The sequence below is a fragment of the Scandinavium sp. NPDC088450 genome, assembly GCF_044900545.1.
Classification (GTDB): Bacteria; Pseudomonadota; Gammaproteobacteria; order Enterobacterales; family Enterobacteriaceae; genus Scandinavium.
In genome coordinates this window covers 125,642-145,431 of record NZ_JBJDNI010000011.1, presented here as the reverse complement: position 1 = coordinate 145,431, position 19,790 = coordinate 125,642, and the positions used below count along the sequence as shown (strand labels likewise).

Here is a 19,790-nt window from a genome sequence, read left to right as displayed (position 1 = left end):
TTCGAAATCTAAGGCCGGATACGGCGTCCGGACTGCAGGCAGAAAGAACTGGCCGGTTCTTTCTGCACGAGAGGAATAATACAAGGCCGGATAAGGCAGAGCCGCCATCCGGCAACACTCAGCCCAACAAAAAACCGCCCCTCGGGGCGGTTTTGCTATCAGGCGTTCTCTTTCACCCAGTTCAGCACGATGTCGTGGTGATTGCTGGTTTTGAAGTCATCGAACACATGCTGGACTTTACCTTCACCGTCCAGCAGGAAGCTGATGCGATGGATACCGTCATAGGTTTTCCCCATAAACGACTTCTCGCCCCAGACGCCAAACTGTTCGCAGACCTGATGGTCTTCGTCAGAAAGCAGGGTGAAATTCAGCAGCTCTTTTTCGGCAAAACGGGAGAGTTTTTCCGGTTTGTCGGTGCTGATACCCAGCACTTCAACACCCGCTTTCTTTAACTCATCCATATTGTCGCGCAGGCCACAGGCTTGTACGGTACAGCCCGGTGTCATGGCTTTCGGATAGAAATAAACCAGAACTCGCTGTCCCTGGAAGTCGGTTAAATTTACTTGCTCGCCGTCTTGATCGGGCAGGCTAAATTTCGGTGCGATGTCACCGGCTTTCAGTGGGGTCATTACTAAACTCCATCTTGTTCATCATGCTGTGAATAATTGACGACGTTTATACTGCCTTGTGCTTTCAGTTCTGTACACAGCTCTTTAAATGCTTGTTCGATATTTGCTGCATTTTGCGACGCCGGGCTGTGGGCGGTTATCTGGATGAAAAGCTGTGCGGAGGCGGCATCTTCACCCGGTTGTGTGCGCGAAACCAGCTCGGCGATGTTCATCTCATGGGTATCAAACAAGCCGGTGAAACGTTCGATAATATGCGGAGAATCAGGCACTTCAACCTGCACCCAAACGGTTGACGGCAGCGCAACCTGCGGGCGTGCGGTGGTGCGTTTCATCACAATCAGCAGATCAAGCTCTGCCCCTTTCAGCGGCAAGGTGGATTCAATCAGGGTAATGGCGTTCCAGCTACCAGAAAGCAGCATGATGAAGGTGAATTCATCGCCGAGCATCGCCAGTCGACTGTCTTCAATATTACAGCCGCAGCTACTGACGTGACGGGTGATGGTGTTTACGATCCCAGGGCGGTCGGCACCCAGCGCGGTAATCACCAGATAGTGATGTTGGGAGGCTGTCAAACCTGTTCTTCCTTTGAAAAGGGGGGTTGTGACTAGGAAAGCATAAAAAAAACCGGCATACAACATCCTGAGTGCCTCCGGTCTCTTGCTTTTATAACAAGACCAAACGTACCATTGAGGCTCTTGTCCGCACATCTGCACTGAGGATGGCCCATGTTTACGGGAAGTATTGTAGCGCTTGTCACGCCGATGGATGAAAAAGGTCAGGTTGACCGCGCCAGCCTGAAAAAACTGATTGATTATCATGTCGCCAACGGAACCTCGGCGATCGTTTCTGTAGGGACGACGGGCGAGTCTGCCACCCTGAGCCATGAAGAACACGGCGATGTGGTCATGATGACTGTCGAGCTGGCTGACGGGCGTATTCCGGTGATTGCCGGAACGGGGGCAAATGCCACCGCAGAGGCCATCAGCCTGACTCAGCGTTTCAACAATACCGGGGTTGTCGGCTGCCTGACGGTGACGCCGTACTACAACCGCCCGACGCAAGAGGGGCTGTTCCAGCACTTCAAAGCGATTGCGGAACACACTGATTTACCCCAGATTCTGTATAATGTGCCGTCTCGCACGGGCTGCGACATGCTGCCGGAAACCGTGGGTCGCCTGGCGAAAGTAAAAAATATTATCGCTATTAAGGAAGCCACCGGGAACTTAAGTCGTGTTCACCAGATCAAAGAGCTGGTTTCAGATGACTTCATCCTGCTGAGCGGTGACGATGCGACCGGCCTCGATTTCATGCAGTTAGGCGGTCACGGTGTGATTTCCGTCACCACTAACGTAGCCGCGCGCGAAATGGCAGAAATGTGTAAACTGGCCGCCGAAGGGCGTTTCGCGGAAGCTCGGGTGATTAACCAGCGTCTGATGCCGTTACACCATAAATTATTTGTCGAACCCAATCCGATCCCGGTGAAATGGGCCTGTAAGGAATTGGGACTTGTAGCAACCGACACGCTGCGCCTGCCCATGACGCCTATCACGGCTCATGCTCGTGACGTCGTGGCCTCCGCGCTGAAGCATGCCGGTTTGCTGTAAAGTTTAGGGAGATTTGATGGCTTACTCAGTACAGAAGTCGCAGCTGGCAAAGGTTGCGGGAGTTTCACTTATTATGCTCCTCGCGGCCTGTAGTTCCGATTCGCGCTACAAGCGCCAGGTCAGCGGTGATGAGTCTTACCTGGAGGCGGCGCCGCTTTCTGAACTGCATGCGCCAGCCGGGATGATCCTGCCGATTCAGAATGGCGATTACAACATTCCGGTTGCCCGTGGCGACGGTGCGACAGGTAAAGCGCTGGACATCCGTCCTCCTGCTCAACCGTTGGCGCTGGTGTCCGGGGCTCGCACTCAGTTCACCGGTGACACCGCCACGCTGATGGTGGAAAGCGGACGCAGCGGTAACCTGTGGCCACAAGTGGTAAGCATCGTGCAGGCGAAGAACTACACCATCGACAAGCGTGATGATGCTTCGCAGTCACTGACCACCGATTGGGTGCAGTGGAACCGTCTTGATGAAGACCAGCAGTACCGTGGTCGCTATCAGATCTCCGTCAAGCCACAGGGTTACCAGCAGGCTGTTGTCGTTAAGCTGCTGAACCTGGAACAAGCGGGCAAACCGGTTGCTGACGCCGCTTCCATGCAGCGTTACAGCGCGGAAATGCTGAACGTGATTTCTGCCGGTCTGGATCAGAACGCGACCAGCGCGCAGAATGCCGCGCAAAGCCGTGCGGGCGCATCGTTCGATGTGCAGAGCGCCGCGGACGATACTGGCCTGCCAATGCTGGTGGTTCGTGGTCCGTACAATCTGGTGTGGCAGAAACTGCCAGCCGCGCTTGAAAAAGTGGGCATGAAAGTCACTGACAGCACCCGCTCTACGGGTAGCATGGCCGTGACCTACAAGCCACAGTCTGACAGCGACACTGGCCTCTCCTCCGGCGACTATAAGCTGCAGGTAGGCGACCTCGATAACCGCACCAGTCTGCAGTTCATCGATCCGAAAGGCCACACGCTAACCCAGTCGCAGAATGACGCGCTGGTAGCCGCCTTCCAGTCTGCTTTTAAATAAGAAATAACAGGGTCAGAGCAATCTGGCCCTTTTTTCTGATATGATACGCAAACGTGTGCGTCGGCAGAAAAGCCCGATTTTATTGTTAATTTCCTTACCGGAGTATTGAAAGATGCAAAAGCAAGCTGAGTTGTATCGCGGCAAAGCGAAAACCGTTTACAGCACGGAAAACCCGGACCTGTTGGTGCTCGAATTCCGCAACGATACGTCAGCAGGTGATGGTGCGCGCATCGAACAGTTTGACCGTAAAGGCATGGTGAACAACAAGTTCAACCACTTCATTATGAGCAAACTGGAAGAAGCGGGCATTCCGACCCAAATGGAGCAGTTGCTGTCTGACACCGAAAGCCTGGTGAAGAAACTGGAGATGGTGCCCGTTGAGTGTGTTATCCGTAACCGCGCTGCCGGTTCACTGGTAAAACGTCTGGGCATTGAAGAAGGTATCGAACTGAACCCACCGCTGTTCGACTTGTTCCTGAAAAATGACGCCATGCACGACCCGATGGTGAACGAGTCTTACTGTGAGACCTTCGGCTGGGTCAATAAAGAAAATCTGGCGACGATGCGCGAGCTGACGTACAAAGCCAACGACGTGCTGAAAAAGCTGTTTGACGACGCGGGCCTGATCCTGGTCGATTTCAAACTGGAATTTGGTCTGTTCAACGGCAAAGTGGTGCTGGGTGATGAGTTTTCCCCGGATGGCAGCCGTCTGTGGGACAAAGAAACCATGGATAAAATGGACAAAGACCGTTTCCGTCAAAGCCTCGGCGGCCTGATTGAAGCTTACGAAGAAGTGGCTCGTCGTTTAGGTGTTGAGCTGGATTAAGGCTAAACCCTTATTAAATCAGAGGATGCTTAGCATCCTCTTTTGTTTTCTGACTTGCTGACTATGGTAATCCGCGCCTTAAGCGCCTACGATCATCCTATCAATATCAGGAAAGATAGAGGTAGTTATGCGTTGGCAAGGTCGTCGCGAAAGCGACAATGTCGAAGACAGACGTAATGATTCCGGCGGGATGCCGCCAATGATGGGCGGCGGCAGGGGTAATATCCGTCTCCCGCGCGGCAAAGGCGGCATTATTCTGCTGATTGTCGTGGTCGTCGCAGGCTATTACGGTGTCGACCTCACCGGCATGCTGACCGGTCAGCCAATGGTGCAGCAACAAAGTACCCAGCGTTCGATAAGCCCTAATGATGACGAAGCGGCGAAATTCACCTCGGTGATTCTGGCGACCACCGAAGACACCTGGGGGCAAATCTTCCAGAAAATGGGGCGCCAGTATCAGCAACCGAAGCTGGTGATGTACCGTGGCGCAACCCGCACAGGCTGCGGCACCGGGCAATCCGTCATGGGGCCGTTCTACTGCCCGGCGGACAGCACCGTGTATATCGATCTCTCCTTTTACGATGACATGAAAAACAAACTCGGTGCGGACGGCGATTTCGCGCAGGGCTATGTCATCGCCCACGAAGTCGGGCATCACGTGCAAAAACTGCTGGGCATCGAGCCGAAAGTGCGCCAGATGCAGCAGAATGCTTCCCAAACTGAAGTGAACCGCCTGTCCGTGAAAATGGAACTGCAGGCCGACTGCTTCGCGGGCGTCTGGGGCCACAGCATGCAGCAACAAGGCGTACTGGAAGCAGGTGATGTTCAGGAAGCACTGAATGCCGCCGAAGCCATCGGTGATGACCGTCTGCAACAGCAAAGCCAGGGCCGCGTGGTGCCAGACAGCTTCACGCACGGTACTTCAGAGCAGCGTTACACCTGGTTCAAACGCGGTTTTGATAACGGCGATCCTTCCCAGTGCAACACCTTTGGCAAACAGTTTTAAAGTGACGTATGAGTGATATGGAGGCCATCGCCGCCGGGGCGATGCGCATGAAGGAACAAGGCATTCGTCGCCTGTTGGTAGTGAGCGGCGAGGGTGACTGGGTTTATCGCCAGGCACAGCAACTGCGCCAGAAACTGGCGGGTGATGGCATTTGGATTGGACCGGAGGCTGTCGCTGAACCCTGTTGCGCACCTTCGGCCCTGAAAACTCTGCTCGGGCGTGAATTTCTTCACGCCTTTTTTGATGCCCGCGAAGGGTTCGACGTCGCCGCCTTTGCCGCTTTGGCCGGGGCGCTGAAAGCGGGAAGCTGGCTGGTCTTGCTCGTTCCCGATATCGACAGCTGGTCGGAAAGGGCAGACGGCGATTCCGTCCGCTGGAGCGACAGCGCAGATCCCATTCCTGTCCCCCATTTCATCCACCATTTTTGTCGAACTTTAAAGGACGATGCTGAAGCGGCCGTCTGGCGGCAGAATCAGCCTTTTACCTTGCCAGAAACGTCAACTCGCCCGGCCTGGCATGAAGCCAACGGCGAACCTCAGGCAGAGCAGGCGAGGATTTTAGCGGCCCTTGCCACAATGGAACCCGGCGTTGCGGTCGTGACGGCGGAACGCGGGCGAGGAAAATCTGCACTGGCGGGAATGCATCTTCGTAAATTGACCGGCACAGCGATGGTTACCGCACCCGCGAAAGCAGCCACTGACGTACTGGCTACCTTCGCGGGTGAAGCTTATCGCTTTATGGCTCCGGATGCGTTGTTACAATCCACCGAACAAGCCGACTGGCTGATAGTGGATGAAGCGGCGGCCATTCCCGGCCCATTGCTGGAAAAACTGGTAAGCCGTTTTCCTCGCATACTGCTGACGACAACGGTGCAAGGCTACGAAGGCACCGGGCGAGGCTTCCTGTTGAAGTTCTGTGCTCGCTTCCCACAGCTAAACGCTTTCTCCTTGCAACACCCCATCCGCTGGGCTGCGGGCTGCCCGCTGGAACGTTTTGTCAGTCAGGCTCTTTTATTTGAAGACGAGCTGCCCGCGTTTACAACGCAGGGAGAATTGAGCATTGAGCCCGTAGAACAGGCTGAGTGGCAAAGCTCTCCCGAGCGTTTAGAAGCTATGTACCACCTGCTTTCTGCTGCGCATTACCGCACGTCACCGTTGGATCTGCGAAGAATGATGGACGCGCCCGGTCAGCATTTCTGGCGCGCTCACTATCAGGAACATCTTGCCGGAGCGCTCTGGCTGGTCGACGAAGGCGGATTGAGCCCGGCGCTCAGTCAGGCTGTCTGGGCTGGTTTCCGTCGTCCGCGTGGCAATCTGGTGGCGCAGTCACTGGCAGCCCATGGCGGCTCTCCGCTGGCGGCGACGCTGCGCAGTAAACGCATCAGCAGAATAGCCATTCACCCCGAACATCAACGCCAGGGTATAGGGCAGAAAATGATAGCCGGGGCCGTGGCGCACCTTGGAGACTGTGATTATCTCTCCGTCAGCTTTGGTTTCACCGACGAACTGTGGCGTTTCTGGCAGCGTTGCGGCTTTCACCTTGTGCGATTAGGCACTCATCGGGAAGCCAGCAGCGGGTGTTATAACGCGATGGCGGTTTATCCCTTAACGCCAGCGGGGAAAGCTTTGGCCGAAGCAGAGCAGGCAAGATTGCAGCGCGACGCCGTCTGGCTCGATAAATGGCGAGATGTGGCGTTAAACACACTGACTTCGCCAGAGACTATGCTTAATGAAAGCGACTGGCTTGAGCTGGCAGGGTTTGCGTTTGCTCATCGCCCGCTGATGGCGGCGCTCGGGAGTCTTAATCGACTGCTGAACAACGTTGTTCTGCCTCTGCCAGCGCTGCGAGGCGCGCTTCAACACCAGTCAGAGGAAGTCAACGTGAGCGGGCGCAAAGCGCTGCTGGCTCTACAGCGTCAGGAAGTGGCAAGTGCGCTGGCTCATCTGGATGCCAGTCGTTGTTCACAGCTTGCTGAACAGGTTAAAAAGCTGCAACTTTTTTAACTAACTCATTCAGTTAAATGTCATGGTCATTATCGCCACGCGGCGTAGACTTCCTTGCAACACGTTAAGGAGAGAGCCATGAAACACGACCATTTTGTTGTACAGAGTCCCTCAGCCCCAGCCCAACAGTTGCTGCTGTTGTTTCATGGCGTGGGCGATAACCCGGTGGCGATGGGGCAGATTGGCAGCTGGTTTGCGCCGCTGTTTCCGCAAGCCTTGATTGTCAGCATCGGCGGCATTGAACCGTGTGGGCCAACAGGCCGACAGTGGTTTTCAGTGCAAGGCGTGACGGAAGAAAATCGTCAACAACGCGTTGATGCGGCAATGCCCGCGTTTATCGATACAGTCCGCTACTGGCAGAAAGAGAGTGGCGTAAGCCCACTGGCCACCGCGCTGATTGGTTTTTCGCAGGGCTCAATAATGTCGCTGGAAAGCACCAAAGCGGCACCGGATCTGGCCTCGCGCATCATCGCTTTCAACGGGCGCTTTGCCACACTGCCGACCAAAGCCAGCACCAACACAACGGTGCATTTGATCCACGGTGGCGACGACAGAGTGATTGATTTAGCGCATGCGGTGAAAGCGCAAGAAACCTTGCTGGAAGTCGGCGGCGACGTCACGCTGGATATCGTAGACGACCTGGGTCACGCCATTGATGACCGCAGCATGCAGTTTGCCCTCGACCACTTGCGCTACACCGTGCCGAAGCACTATTTCGACGAAGCACTCAGCGGCAGCAAGCCTCAGGACGACGATATTATTGAGTTGCTTTAAACGTCAAACGCTCCAGTTTAGGCTGGAGCGTTTAATTAATCGATTTATTAATGTTATCAATATTTAAAGCCCGGGTAATGGGCTTCAAAACTTTGTTGTGTATGCCTATCCTTCGCAAAGTCGGCAAGAATAGAGTTAGTAAGTGTTGTCCTTAATAGTTTCTGCTGGAGAAGATCCATTGCATCCACTCGGCGAGTTATATCGGCTGAAATGTATTCTGTTGTGATGTGTAGGATGGAGTAAACCTCGCAAAATCCGGAGCATGATATCCTCCAGGATCTATCATGATTTGTCCATGTCGCATCAGAGTTACATACAGGGCAGTTCTTTTCTTCCACTTGACCAATAACCATATCAATAACCCTTGATTAGATATTTCAATATGAAATATAGATCTCCAAAAATTTAATGCTAGTTCTCAAGTATCAACTATTGATTTGACGTTTGTTTCTCGTCCTGCTCAGATATAAGCTATCCTATTATAACTACCTAACCCATTGATCCAAAGAATGTAATAACCAAAAAGCAATTACATCCCGCAATGGGATCTTCCTTCCAGTAATAACCATTGTTTAAGTGGGTTTATCGCCGTATTCTTCCTACGCGCCTGCCAAATCAGGTGCCGGGATTGACCTCCTGAAATTCCATACTGACGACACACTGGCGCGTCTGCGCCTTTTTGTGTCGTGCCCACGGCTACGCTACAATGGCAGTCCGGGCGGGGGCGTCGCAAGACGCGCCGGTTTCCAGTATGGCCGGTAAGGTCAACCCCGCTCGGATCTGCCACCCGTGAGATTGACCTCTCCGCTGGCAGTATTTCAGTGCCACATACTGGAGATTGCCCTATGACTTCCTACCTTCCCCAACATACCGATGTATTAACTCTTCCCTTTAACGCCGCCACCGATTTCACCGATCTGGCGGAGTGCTGCGATCGTTTGGCCGTCACGCTGATGGAATGCAACGAGAGCGTTTATAAGATGGCGCTGTTGGCGCGCATCGGATCTTGTCTGGCACTTTTGCGCCCGACGCTTAACGACCCGATCCCTGCGCACCTGATTGAGCGATTCACTGTCGACAAGCTCCCCGAAACTCAGGCGTGCTTTGAACCTGATGCTGAAGCGCTGTGTGAATACTGTCAGGCGTTAACCCACGTGCTTTGTCAGCAGTCTCAGTTGCCAGAAACGGAACAGGCGCTGAAAGGGCTGTTGTGTGAGTTGATGTGGATGTTTGCGGGCGATCTCAAAGCCCCGCGCTGGGCTCGTGAGCAGGTGAAGCACTGAGCACGATGGCTCTCTGAATATTGCCCGGCGGCACTTCGTCTGCTCAATAGGTTTTATGGTTACCTGATAAGAATAGCCTCTTAATATTAAGGGGCTTTTTTCTGTGCACTGAAATTTCCCCTGCAATGCTTCGTTCACTCGAGATTGGTATTTGTTTTTACTGGGGATAATTACCCATAAATAAAACGTGCCTTCACAGCTTCGTATCGAAAATAAACATACAGAGTTTCATTTGAAACTCTGAAGCCAGTGCTGGCCTGGCTTGGCGCCGCATCCTTTCGCAATAGATAATAATCCCTCTGCGTGATGATTTCTGCTCAGTGAATATTATCCCGATCACAGTCTTTCTCCGGTGTATTTCAACCTGACGCAATGAGAAATAAATGTGCTGCTCAGGTTAAATCGTTCACATCTCGAATAGGAATTTTCCTGGTTAAATATCTCTGGGGTGTTTTTGTTGATCGTTCTCAAAAAAATTTTAATACATCAAAAATAGTATAGGTTCGAAACAAAACACCACAACACCCTCACAGCCACTCGCATCGTCCTGCACGCCTGTCCGCCATACAGGCTGGACGATATTTCATTTTTTAACTGCCCGTTGAAACCCGCTCTGCACCATAAACAGGCAGGAAGAAAGGTCCGCCGTTATGAACAAAATTTACCGTGTTGTCTGGAGCTCTGCATTGGGGCTTTGGGTTGTCGCATCTGAAACTACCCGTAGCCGTAAAAAAGGCCGCGTGCGCCGCGCTATGCGGGCTGCCACCGCGACTGCATTAACCACATTACTGTTCTCTTCTGCTGTTCTGGCGGATGAAACGGTGAACTGGAGTCAGGCGGGCACTTACCAGCCAGCGCCCGATAAAGACGGGGTTTACGATGATTTTGGTTATTTCGCGACGTTGAGTGATGCTATTGCGGCCTTACCGGATGCACAGCATAAAACCTATGTTGGCGGAACGAAGCTGACGATTAACGGCCCGGTACCGAAGATTGAAATGGGCACCAACGGCACTTCTGAGAATAAAACATTAAAAGAACTTCTGGCTTCGGGAGCGATCAAATCCATTACGGACAGCCATGGTAATACTATTACCCTTGGCAATATTGATCAGTACGTTGTGTCGTCGGGCTATAACGAACCGAACGCGAACACGGGCATGAATATTACCGTGCCGGGGATCAACGGTGGCGTGGAACAAATTAATGTCTTTGATTCTGCTGATTTTCAGGATGCGGGCACCAACACGCTGGGTGATATCAGCGTGCCCATTTATGACTTTGACAGCATTTATCAATACAACCATTTTGGCATTAGCCACATTACGGATGACGGCGGTGATGTCACTGTTGATATCGGAGCTGACACCAACGGCAGCACGGCGATTGCTGATGCGCAGAACACCTTGCGTCTGTACACCAAAAACACCGAACTGACGCGTGCGGAAGGGGCTCAGGGCAACGCCAGCCAGACTCACTGGCAATCGGATAACTACATTCAGTTCGGCGGGGCCATCACCCTGCCAACGGAAACCACCAGCGGCAGCGGCTCGCTGAATGCCTGGAATAAAACCATCGAATTGCCCACCTTCACCGAGGATGCCGACGGCAATGTGGTGGCGGGTCCGGCGAAAAGTTTCACCATTAATTCTCTGAGCGACATTGCGGCGGTGAATGATTTCCTCACTCAATCGGCAAACGGTCAGCCTTCGCAGCTTCAGCTCTGGCTGTCGGGCGAAGAGACGGTTAACGGCAGTAAGATCAGCGATGCCACCGGCGTGCAGGATGCCTATCAGGCCATCATTAAAGAGCTGCTCGACGCGAAGCAAACCCAGAACGTTAACTGGACTTACAACCTGTGGTCTGACGATCAAAGCCATAGCGGGAATGCGACTCAGGGCGCGGGCACCGTCAGCGTGATTTTTGCCACCGGGAAAGATGCGCTGGGTGAAATCACCGACAAGGGCAGCCTGGCGGTGTCTGGCAGTCATCTTGGGGTGATGCATGCGGAGGAAGGCGCGCAGATTATCAACAACGGCGCGCTGAACACCTGGAATGACACCGGTTATCGCGCGGATGGCATATACACCAGCAATGCGACGGCGGTAAACAACGGCACGCTCAATGCCGGGTTGTTTATCGAAAAAGACGGCTCTCGCGTAAGCCACATTGATGTCAGCAACGTTGATCTCAGCAATCAGGGGTCGGTGGGCATTTACTCCACCACCACAGGCTCCGGCACCAGTAGCGTCACCAATAACGGCACGCTAAACGTTGCCTTAGCCGATAACGGCAACGGTCTGGCGGAAGGCATCCACGCGGAAGGAAACACCACGGCGCTGAACAACAGCGCAATCAATGTGGTGAATAATCCTCGTAACGCGCTGGGCACTGCTACGGCTTATGGCGTGAACGTGCTGGGCAATTCAACCTTCACCAACGCCAGCACTGGCACCATTACGCTGGGCGAGAAACTCGACAGCGCCACAACGACCAGCGACGATGCAGTGATGGCAGGCGGCAGCGCCCAAAGTGCGGCGATCCGCAGCCAAAGCACCGGCGATGTCATCAACGACGGCATGATCCTGCTGGCAAAATATGTGCGAAACGCTGTCGGCATGCTCTCTGAAGGCGGCGCGGGTAAAGTCATCAACAACGGCCGAATTGATGTGCTCGGTACTGCGTTACCGGGTTCGGGCAATATGGCGGGCAACTTCGGGCTTTACGCTCACGATGCTTCCGGCGTCATCAATAACGGTGAAATCAATGTCGGTGGGGCGGGGAATAACGGCCTGCGTGTGTATGCTGACAACGCCAAGGCGCATGCGGATTCCACCGCCAGCGGGGCGATTACCGTCATTAAAAACACCGACGGCTCTGATGACCTGATGTACCGCAACTACGCGGTGTACATCGCCAGCCGCGATGACACTCACGAAGCGACGGGCAACATCGATTCCAGCATTATTCTGAATGCGAAAGGCGCTATCGGCGTGCATGTGCGCAATAACGCCGAAGCCGATTTAGGAGCCAACACCTCGGTGTCGTTCAACAACAGCGACCAGATTGGCTATTACGCTTACGGTGAAAATGCGCGTATCAACCTCGATAACCTGACGCTTAACGACAATCAGCAAACCAACACCACGCTGTTCCTGCTCGATCACGGTGCCAGCTTTGACGGCGACAGCATTGGCTATGACCTGACGCTAACCGGGGATAACTCCGTCGGCGTGCTCGCCAATGGCAACGGCACGACTGTCAGTACCGGCAAAGCCAAAATTCACGTCAACAACGAAGGTGGCGTTGGGGTTGAAGTCACTGGTGGCGCAAGTGGCACCATTGCCGACGGGGCGATTGTGCTGGAGCACGACAACACCACGGCGGTTGTGGTGGACGGGCAGGGTCATGGTCTGGACGGCACGGACAACAATAAAACGCTGGCAACTACCGTTACGTCCGATGCTCACATCGCGACACAAGACAGCCAGAGCGGGGTGACGGGCTATCACGTCAGTCATCAGGGCGTGCTGAATCTGAGTGGCGCTTCAAGCCTCGACATTCGCGGGCAGAACAATATCGGGGTGAATCTCGATACCGACGGCACGCTGGATAATCAATCCTCGGCGGCGTTAACGGTCAGCGGCAATGGCCGTCAGTCGGGCAATATTGGCGTGCTGGTTAATGGCGCGAATGCCACGGTGAAACAGCTTGGCACGGTCACCGCTAATGGCGGTGAAGCGGCGGTGAAACTGCAAAACGGGGCAACGCTGAATATCTCCGGTTCGGATAACCACATCTCTGCCGCGGATGGCGCGGATGCGATCCTGCTGGCGAATGGTGCCAAACAGCTCACTGCTTCCAACACCCAGATTGATGTCACAGGGTCGGGAGCTGGCATTCAGAACGATGCCAACAACTCCGATATTCAACTGAACACTGTCACCATCAACGCAGGTGATGGCCCGGCGATCAGAACGTCGGTTTCTCTGACGGCAGGCGGTTCAAATAACGTCCTGAATGTGACGGGGAATAATGCTTCAGGTGATGGCGCTGGTTTTGCGTTTGAGAACAAAAACTCTGACGATCTGATTCAGGGCAAGGATTTGACCATTGATGGCAGCTACGTCATCAACGTCGGCAACGCGGCAGGGGATGCGACCGGCAGCGGTATTCGCGCCAGAACCACCGGGAATGTGAAAACGTCGACCACCATCAATATCAAGGACAAAACCGGCGGCAGTGCGCTGCTGGCTGAAAATGCGAAAACCGTCACCAACAGCGGCAAAATCACGACCGCCAGCGACGGCTCTGCCGCCATCAACGCTAAAGCCGCAACCACGTTCACCAACACCGGTGATGTGGAATCTACCAGCACCAGCAGCATGGCTTCACTGGTCGATCTTTCTGGTACCGACGACGATACCGGCAGCAGCAAAACCATTAGCAACAGCGGCAACCTGAAAACGGCCAGCCAGAACTCGATTGTGCTCAACGTCAGCAGCGATACCGACAACACGGTGACTAACCGCGGAGATTTGATTGCGGCAAACGGCGGTACAGCACTTTTAAGCGGCGCTGGCAGCGATGCTATTCTTTTTGAATCCGGAAATGTTACCGGTAACGTTTTGGCGGGTGATGGCAACGATACCCTGCAGATTTCCGGCGGGAGCGTCGCCAGCCGCATCGACATGGGCAACGGCAGCGATACCTTTAGCTGGAACGCAGGCACGCTGGCGGGGAGCGTGGACTTCAGCGGTACTCAGGGTAACGACAAGGCCAACATCGGCGATGTGGATCTTAGCAAAGTGACGCATGTGCTCACCGCATCGAACACTGGCAATGCGCTGACCCTGACCGATACCCACGGCAGCGCAGCGAAAATCGGCAGCTTCAACAGCGACGATCTCAGCAAAGGCACTAATATCGGCAGCGGCTGGAACAGCCTGACGGTCGACGGCAGCAAAGGCGACGTACGCGTGGTGGATAATCTGCTGGGTGCCAGCGCGGTCAACATCACTGGGGGCGCGACCTTACGTTCCGGTGATAACGCCGCCAGCACGGGGCAGCACAGCATTGGCAATCGTAACGTGACGACCGCGGGCGCAGGCAGCAAGCTGGTGCTGGATGGCGACAGCGACACCGTTTACAGCGGTGTGATCAGCGGTGACGGGCAGCTGGAACGCGCGGGTTCTGCCACCACAGTGCTGTTGGGCGACAACACCTATACCGGCCAGACAACCATTGATAACGGCACGGCGTTGCAAGTGGGGAACGGCGGTATCGCTGGTGCGCTTTCGGCTGCTACCCGTGTTCTGGATAATGGCCTGTTCACGATTGATCTCAGTAAGGTGCTGACCCTTGGCGGCATGATCAGCGGCAGCGGTAGCTTCCATCAGGACGGCAGCGGGCTGACTCGCCTGAATGGCGATAATGCTTACAAAGGCGAAACCAAAGTGAACCAGGGTTCACTTATCGTCAACGGCAACCAGAGCGCGGCGACAGGCGAGGTAACGGTGGCGGATAACACTCTGCTCGGCGGTCACGGTACGCTGGGCGGCAATGTGGTGATGGGCGATAACTCGACCCTGCAACCGGGCGATGGCGGCACCGGCACCCTGACTATCAGCAACAATAAATCGCTGACGCTCGGCAAAAACACGCTCTCTGATTTTGAATTTGGTGAAGCCTACAAACCTGGCGGCAACCTGAATGATCTTGTCGATGTGGCTGGCGATTTAACCCTCGGCGGCAAGCTGAATGTCAGCACGTCGACCGGCGGCAGTTTCGGCCCGGGGGTTTACCGTATTTATAACTACGGCGGTGCGTTGCATAACGACGGGCAACTCGCGCTGGGCTCATTGCCTGCGGGAACGTCTGACGATCATTACTACATTCAGACCGATATCGACCATGAAGTGAACCTGGTGAACGACGGCGGTCTGTACCTGCAATTCTGGGACGGCGAAGAAAACACTATCACCAAAGATCACGGGGCAACAGGGATCGAAGGCGACGGGCGCGTTGATGGCGGCAACGGTGCCTGGACGGCGCGCGGTGAACGAGGGGATAACAACTGGACAACGGCCTCCGGGAAAGGCAACGCACCGTGGGCGCAGTATGCGTATGCGATATTCCAGAGCAAACCGGGTACGGTCACTGTTTCCAGTGCTGCCGGGGATGTCGGTTTTGCCGGGGCACAGTTCGCCAGTGATGGCTATGTGATTACGGGCGATGCGCTGCACGCGGTAGACACACTTTCAGCGGCATCCAGCGACAGCTCAGCGCCATCGGATTCGTCACTGAAAAAAGGCGACCTGTGGCTAAATGTGGGTGACGGTACGGCCAGTTCAGCGAGCTGGAAAGCCACCATTGAGTCCGATATCGTGCAGGCGAATGCCAATGACAATATCTCATTGGTCAAAGGCGGCACCGGCGTGCTGATCCTCAAAGGGAACAATGATTATCTTGGCGGCACGCGTATTGAAGGCGGCACTCTCCAGGTTCAGGGCAACCAGAACCTGGGCGCAGCGGACACCACAATCACCATCAATAACAACTCAACGCTGCAAAACGGTGCCGACTGGCAAACCACGCGCGGCATTATTCTGGGCGATGCGGGCGGTCAGCTGGATTTGAACAGCCATGCGCTGAAAGATGACGGCGTGATCAGCGGTAAAGGCAAACTCACCGTACGCAGCAGTTCCTCTTCCGACGACAGCCTGCTGACGCTGCTTGGCGACAATACCTGGCAGGGCGGCACGGCGATTATCGGTACCGATCACCGTTCCGATGTTGTGGTGGATGCTGAATCCACAGCGGCGCTGGGCGCGGGCAACAGCAAAGTGGATTTGAGCCATGGCGCAACCCTGAACATCAACAATGCCAGCTCGACGCAGACTCACCACTTCACCGTCGACGACAGCCTTCTGGCGCTGAATGACACCAGTCGCGCGGCGGATTCGGTCATTGATATCAGCAACAAAGGCAGCGTGCAGTTCAACGACAAGGCGCAGGGCGACAACGCGCAGATTAACGTGGGCGCGGGGGCTACGCTTGCAATGAATAACGATTCAGACGCGGGCAAGGCGCAGATCGTCAATAAAGGGCGGGTCAGCTTCAGCAATAACGCGCAGGCTCGAAACGCCACCGTGAACAACCAGCAAGGCGGCACGGTGACTATCGCCGGTGCGGCAGATGAAACGGACATCGGCTCGCTGTTCGGCGCGGGGAACGTGGAGCTGGGCGCAAACACGCTCAACGAAGGGGCGCTGAACCGCAATGATACCATCAGCGGTATCATCAGCGGCGCGAATGGCAGCCTGCTGAAAGAGGGCAGCGGCACGCTGACGCTGAGTGGCGATAACACGTACACCGGCACCACCCACGTCGAGCAGGGCGTGCTGCTGGTGAATGGCGATCAGCATGCGGCAACCGGCGATGTCACTGTCGATGCGGGCACCACTCTGGGCGGGAACGGCATTATCGGCGGGGATGTCACCATTGCGGATAACGGCCATATCGCGGCGGGTGCCGACCTCAACAGCGTAGGCAAGCTGACGACCGGCAGCCTGACACTGAATCAGAATTCGCAGCTGGACTACCAACTGGGTGAAGCCTATATCGTGGGCGGCAAACTCAACGACCTGATCGACGTGAACGGCGACCTGAATCTCGACGGTAAACTAAACATCACCGAGACCAGCGGCGGCAGCTTCGGCGTCGGGGTTTATCGTTTGATCAACTACACCGGCAGCCTGACCAACAACGTGCTGGATATCGCCAATGCGCCTGAAGCCGCAGACAGCTTGTACGTGCAAACGTCGGTGAATCATCAGGTCAACCTGGTGAACCGCGCGGGCCTGCAACTGCGCTTCTGGGACGGTGCGGGCGGTAAAGACGGCAAGCTGAAAAACAACGGTGCTATCGACGGCGGCGACGGCGTGTGGCAGAGCAGCGCCGGGAACGACAACTGGACCACCGATGGCACCAATCCATCAGGTGCGCTCAACGCGCCTTTCGATGACGATGCCTTTGCCGTGTTTGAAGGCGCGAAAGGCACGGTCACCGTCGATAAATCGCTGGGCGACGTGTGGATTAGCGGGGCACAGTTCGCGACAGATGGTTATGTAGTTCAGGGCGATGCGCTTAATACTCACACCGAAGACACCGTTCTGCGCGTAGGTGATGGCACGGTTGAGGGGGCGGATATGACGGCGACGATCAACAGCGTTATCCAGGGCACTGGCGGTATCGATAAAACCGATATCGGCACGCTTATCCTGAACGGCAACAATACCTACAGCGGCGGCACTACCGTGAGCGGCGGCGTGCTGAACGTAAGCGCAGATAACAATCTGGGCGTACACGACACCACGCTGACCCTGAACGGCGGCACGTTGCAATACGGTAAAGGCTTCGATACTGACCGTCAGGTGGTGCTGGGCGAAAACGGCGGTGGCATTGATACCAATGGCAATCAAGCCACGCTTTCAACGGCGCTTGTCGGCAACGGCAAACTGACGAAACTCGGCAAAGGAACCCTGACGCTAACCGTAGACAGCAAAGCCACGGGCGGCACAACGATTAACGGCGGCGTGCTGCAACTTGGTAACGGCGGCACCACTGGCGCGGTCATCGGTGACATCGAAGATAACACCGCGCTGGCAGTTAACCGCAGTAACATGCTGACGCTTGACGGCGCTATCAGCGGTAAAGGGGAAGTGCAGCAAATTGGCAGCGGCACGACCGTGCTAAACGGAGATAACAGCTACAGCGGCATGACCCGAGTCACCAACGGTATTCTGCGCGCGGGCGGTACGCAGACGCTGAGTGAAAATTCAGTGCACACCGTTTATCAGGGGGCGCTGCTTGATACGCAAGGCTATGACCAGCAGATTGCGGGCATGAACAACGCCGGGACGGTCAACCTGACCAGCAATCACATCGGTACAGCGTTGACGGTAAAAGGCAATTATGCCGGTGATAACGGCACCCTCAAACTCGCTGCACAGCAGCAAGGCAGCGAAGGGACAGCCGATAAACTGGTTATCGACGGCGGCAAAGCTTCCGGGCACACAACGCTGGATATCGATATCTCACGCCTCGGCGCGCCAACACACGGCGACGGTATCGAAGTGGTTGAAGCTCGCAATGGCGCAACCACCACCGCGCAATCCACTCGTGATGCGTTCACGTTGGGCACAGATCATCTGGAAGCCGGGGCGTTTGAATATCACCTGTTTGCCGGTGACCTGAAAGCTCAGGGTGAGAACTGGTATTTGCGCACCGATTATCGTTCAGAAGTGCCGCTGTTTAATGGCATCGCACAAGCCGTACGCACTGGCGACATGGCAGTGCTAAGCAATCTGCATAAACGCATGGGCGACGAGAACAGCTTCACCAAAGGCAATCCGGACGACAAACGCGTCTGGGCGCGTTACCTCGGTGAAGCAGGGCGCACGCGTCTGAACGATGCCGCCAGCACTTCGCTCGACACCCACATGAACGGCGTGCAGGTCGGCAGCGATATCTGGACCAACGAGCACTGGAAAACCGGGCTGTACGCCAGCTTGATGGATAACGATTCGTCTATTTATGGTGAGGCAGGCGGCAGCCATGGCTACGTGGGCGATATCAAAGATCACGCGCTGTATCTTGGCGGCTATGCGACCTGGACTGCCGATAACGGCTTCTATGTCGATAACGTTCTGCAATACGGCCGCCACGATTTGCGCCTGAAAACGGACGGTAAAACCTACCAGCCAAACGGCAACAGCGTGGCGGCTTCGGTGGAAATCGGCAAACCGTATCAGCTCGGTGAAAGCCGCTGGCAGATTGAACCGCAGGCACAGCTTATCTGGCAGCACAGCAGCTTTGATGATATCGACGTGAAAGGCGACACCAAAACCAAAGCCAGCATTGATGCCGGAGACTCCGTGACCGCACGTATCGGCACTCGTCTGGTGGGCCATTATCAGACTCGCCAGGGTGAAGTGACGCCGTATGTCCGCGTGAATTTGTGGCAAGGCATGGGCGGTTCAGATGACACCCGCTTCAGCAATAACACCGCCACCACTCACCTGACAGCAGGCCAACGCTATTCCAGCACCGAAGCCGCAGCCGGCGCCACCTGGAGCATCAAACCGAATCTGCAATTCTACGGGGAAGTCGGGCGCGAATGGAGTAATAAAGGTCAGCAAAGCGAAGTCAGCAAAGATGTGACCGGCAGCATTGGGTTTAAGGGGAGTTTTTAAGTAGAGAGTCAGTGTGGAGTATTACGGGCGACCTTTGGGTCGCCCTTTTTTACAGCAGAATATTAGTGCGAGGTCACTGCCATCGCCGCAACTGGGTGGTCAGAGCCAGCCACAACAGCGGTGCGTGCGATAGGGTGATGACCGTTGCCGGTCGCTACTGCCATCGCCGCAGGGTTGTCGGACGCCGCCACAGCAGCAGCACGGCCAACAGAATTGCCGTTACCGTTGGTTGCGGCAGCCATTGCAACCGGGTGATCGGAAGTGGCAACCGCAGTCGCACGGGCGATAGGGTGATTAGCAAACGCCGGAAGCGCCAGAGTGGTTAAAGCCAGAGTCAGCAGAATTTTTTTCATGATGTCACCTATATCATTCCGCCTGAATATTA

The 19,790-nt window shown here is 55.1% G+C and carries 11 protein-coding genes; 8 read left to right on the top strand and 3 right to left on the bottom strand.

Annotated elements, in window-relative coordinates:
- Positions 1 to 158: 158 nt before the first annotated feature.
- Together bcp and ACI2I2_RS12465 are read right to left on the bottom strand one after the other, a co-directional pair.
- Complete coding sequence (gene bcp / locus ACI2I2_RS12470) at positions 159 to 629, bottom strand: thioredoxin-dependent thiol peroxidase (protein ID WP_404658188.1); 471 nt, start codon at positions 627 to 629, stop codon at positions 159 to 161.
- A gap of 2 nt (positions 630 to 631) precedes the next feature.
- Complete coding sequence (locus ACI2I2_RS12465) at positions 632 to 1,201, bottom strand: glycine cleavage system transcriptional repressor (RefSeq protein WP_404658187.1); 570 nt, start codon at positions 1,199 to 1,201, stop codon at positions 632 to 634.
- A 153-nt stretch (positions 1,202 to 1,354) separates the two neighbouring features.
- Between ACI2I2_RS12465 and dapA the strand changes: the two genes are divergently transcribed.
- The 8 genes from dapA (at position 1,355) to ACI2I2_RS12425 (ending at position 19,405) form a co-directional block, all read left to right on the top strand.
- Positions 1,355 to 2,233 (top strand): 4-hydroxy-tetrahydrodipicolinate synthase, encoded by an 879-nt coding sequence (gene dapA / locus ACI2I2_RS12460; protein ID WP_404658186.1) that lies wholly within the window; start codon positions 1,355 to 1,357, stop codon positions 2,231 to 2,233.
- A 16-nt stretch (positions 2,234 to 2,249) separates the two neighbouring features.
- A complete protein-coding gene (gene bamC / locus ACI2I2_RS12455; RefSeq protein ID WP_404658185.1) occupies positions 2,250 to 3,257 on the top strand; it encodes an outer membrane protein assembly factor BamC in 1,008 nt (335 codons plus the stop codon).
- A 112-nt stretch (positions 3,258 to 3,369) separates the two neighbouring features.
- Positions 3,370 to 4,083, top strand: coding sequence for a phosphoribosylaminoimidazolesuccinocarboxamide synthase (gene purC, locus ACI2I2_RS12450; RefSeq protein ID WP_404658184.1), 714 nt, complete (start codon positions 3,370 to 3,372; stop codon positions 4,081 to 4,083).
- A gap of 127 nt (positions 4,084 to 4,210) precedes the next feature.
- On the top strand, positions 4,211 to 5,089 hold the full coding sequence (locus tag ACI2I2_RS12445; RefSeq protein ID WP_404658183.1) for a neutral zinc metallopeptidase: 879 nt from the start codon (positions 4,211 to 4,213) through the stop codon (positions 5,087 to 5,089).
- 17 nt (positions 5,090 to 5,106) lie between these two features.
- Positions 5,107 to 7,092, top strand: a complete 1,986-nt coding sequence (locus ACI2I2_RS12440) for a tRNA(Met) cytidine acetyltransferase TmcA (RefSeq protein ID WP_404658191.1) — start codon at positions 5,107 to 5,109, stop codon at positions 7,090 to 7,092.
- 78 nt (positions 7,093 to 7,170) lie between these two features.
- A complete protein-coding gene (ypfH, locus tag ACI2I2_RS12435; protein WP_404658182.1) occupies positions 7,171 to 7,866 on the top strand; it encodes an esterase in 696 nt (231 codons plus the stop codon).
- Between the two features lie 845 nt (positions 7,867 to 8,711).
- Positions 8,712 to 9,149: a hypothetical protein gene (locus ACI2I2_RS12430; RefSeq protein ID WP_404658181.1), complete on the top strand. Its 438-nt coding sequence runs from the start codon at positions 8,712 to 8,714 to the stop codon at positions 9,147 to 9,149.
- Between the two features lie 650 nt (positions 9,150 to 9,799).
- The gene (locus tag ACI2I2_RS12425) at positions 9,800 to 19,405 is read left to right on the top strand and encodes an autotransporter-associated beta strand repeat-containing protein (RefSeq protein ID WP_404658180.1); all 9,606 of its coding nucleotides are present in this window, start codon (positions 9,800 to 9,802) and stop codon (positions 19,403 to 19,405) included.
- Positions 19,406 to 19,467: 62 nt separating this feature from the next.
- On the opposite strand, the gene ACI2I2_RS12420 is transcribed toward ACI2I2_RS12425, so the two are convergent.
- Positions 19,468 to 19,758 (bottom strand): hypothetical protein, encoded by a 291-nt coding sequence (locus ACI2I2_RS12420; RefSeq protein ID WP_404658179.1) that lies wholly within the window; start codon positions 19,756 to 19,758, stop codon positions 19,468 to 19,470.
- Positions 19,759 to 19,790: the final 32 nt, after the last annotated feature.

Coding starts and splice junctions, on each gene's coding strand:
- bcp (WP_404658188.1), bottom strand. CDS start 629: ATGACCCCACTGAAAGCCGGTGACATCGCACCGAAATTTAGCCTGCCC.
- dapA (WP_404658186.1), top strand. CDS start 1,355: ATGTTTACGGGAAGTATTGTAGCGCTTGTCACGCCGATGGATGAAAAA.
- bamC (WP_404658185.1), top strand. CDS start 2,250: ATGGCTTACTCAGTACAGAAGTCGCAGCTGGCAAAGGTTGCGGGAGTT.
- purC (WP_404658184.1), top strand. CDS start 3,370: ATGCAAAAGCAAGCTGAGTTGTATCGCGGCAAAGCGAAAACCGTTTAC.
- ACI2I2_RS12445 (WP_404658183.1), top strand. CDS start 4,211: ATGCGTTGGCAAGGTCGTCGCGAAAGCGACAATGTCGAAGACAGACGT.
- ACI2I2_RS12440 (WP_404658191.1), top strand. CDS start 5,107: ATGGAGGCCATCGCCGCCGGGGCGATGCGCATGAAGGAACAAGGCATT.
- ypfH (WP_404658182.1), top strand. CDS start 7,171: ATGAAACACGACCATTTTGTTGTACAGAGTCCCTCAGCCCCAGCCCAA.
- ACI2I2_RS12430 (WP_404658181.1), top strand. CDS start 8,712: ATGACTTCCTACCTTCCCCAACATACCGATGTATTAACTCTTCCCTTT.
- ACI2I2_RS12425 (WP_404658180.1), top strand. CDS start 9,800: ATGAACAAAATTTACCGTGTTGTCTGGAGCTCTGCATTGGGGCTTTGG.
- ACI2I2_RS12420 (WP_404658179.1), bottom strand. CDS start 19,758: ATGAAAAAAATTCTGCTGACTCTGGCTTTAACCACTCTGGCGCTTCCG.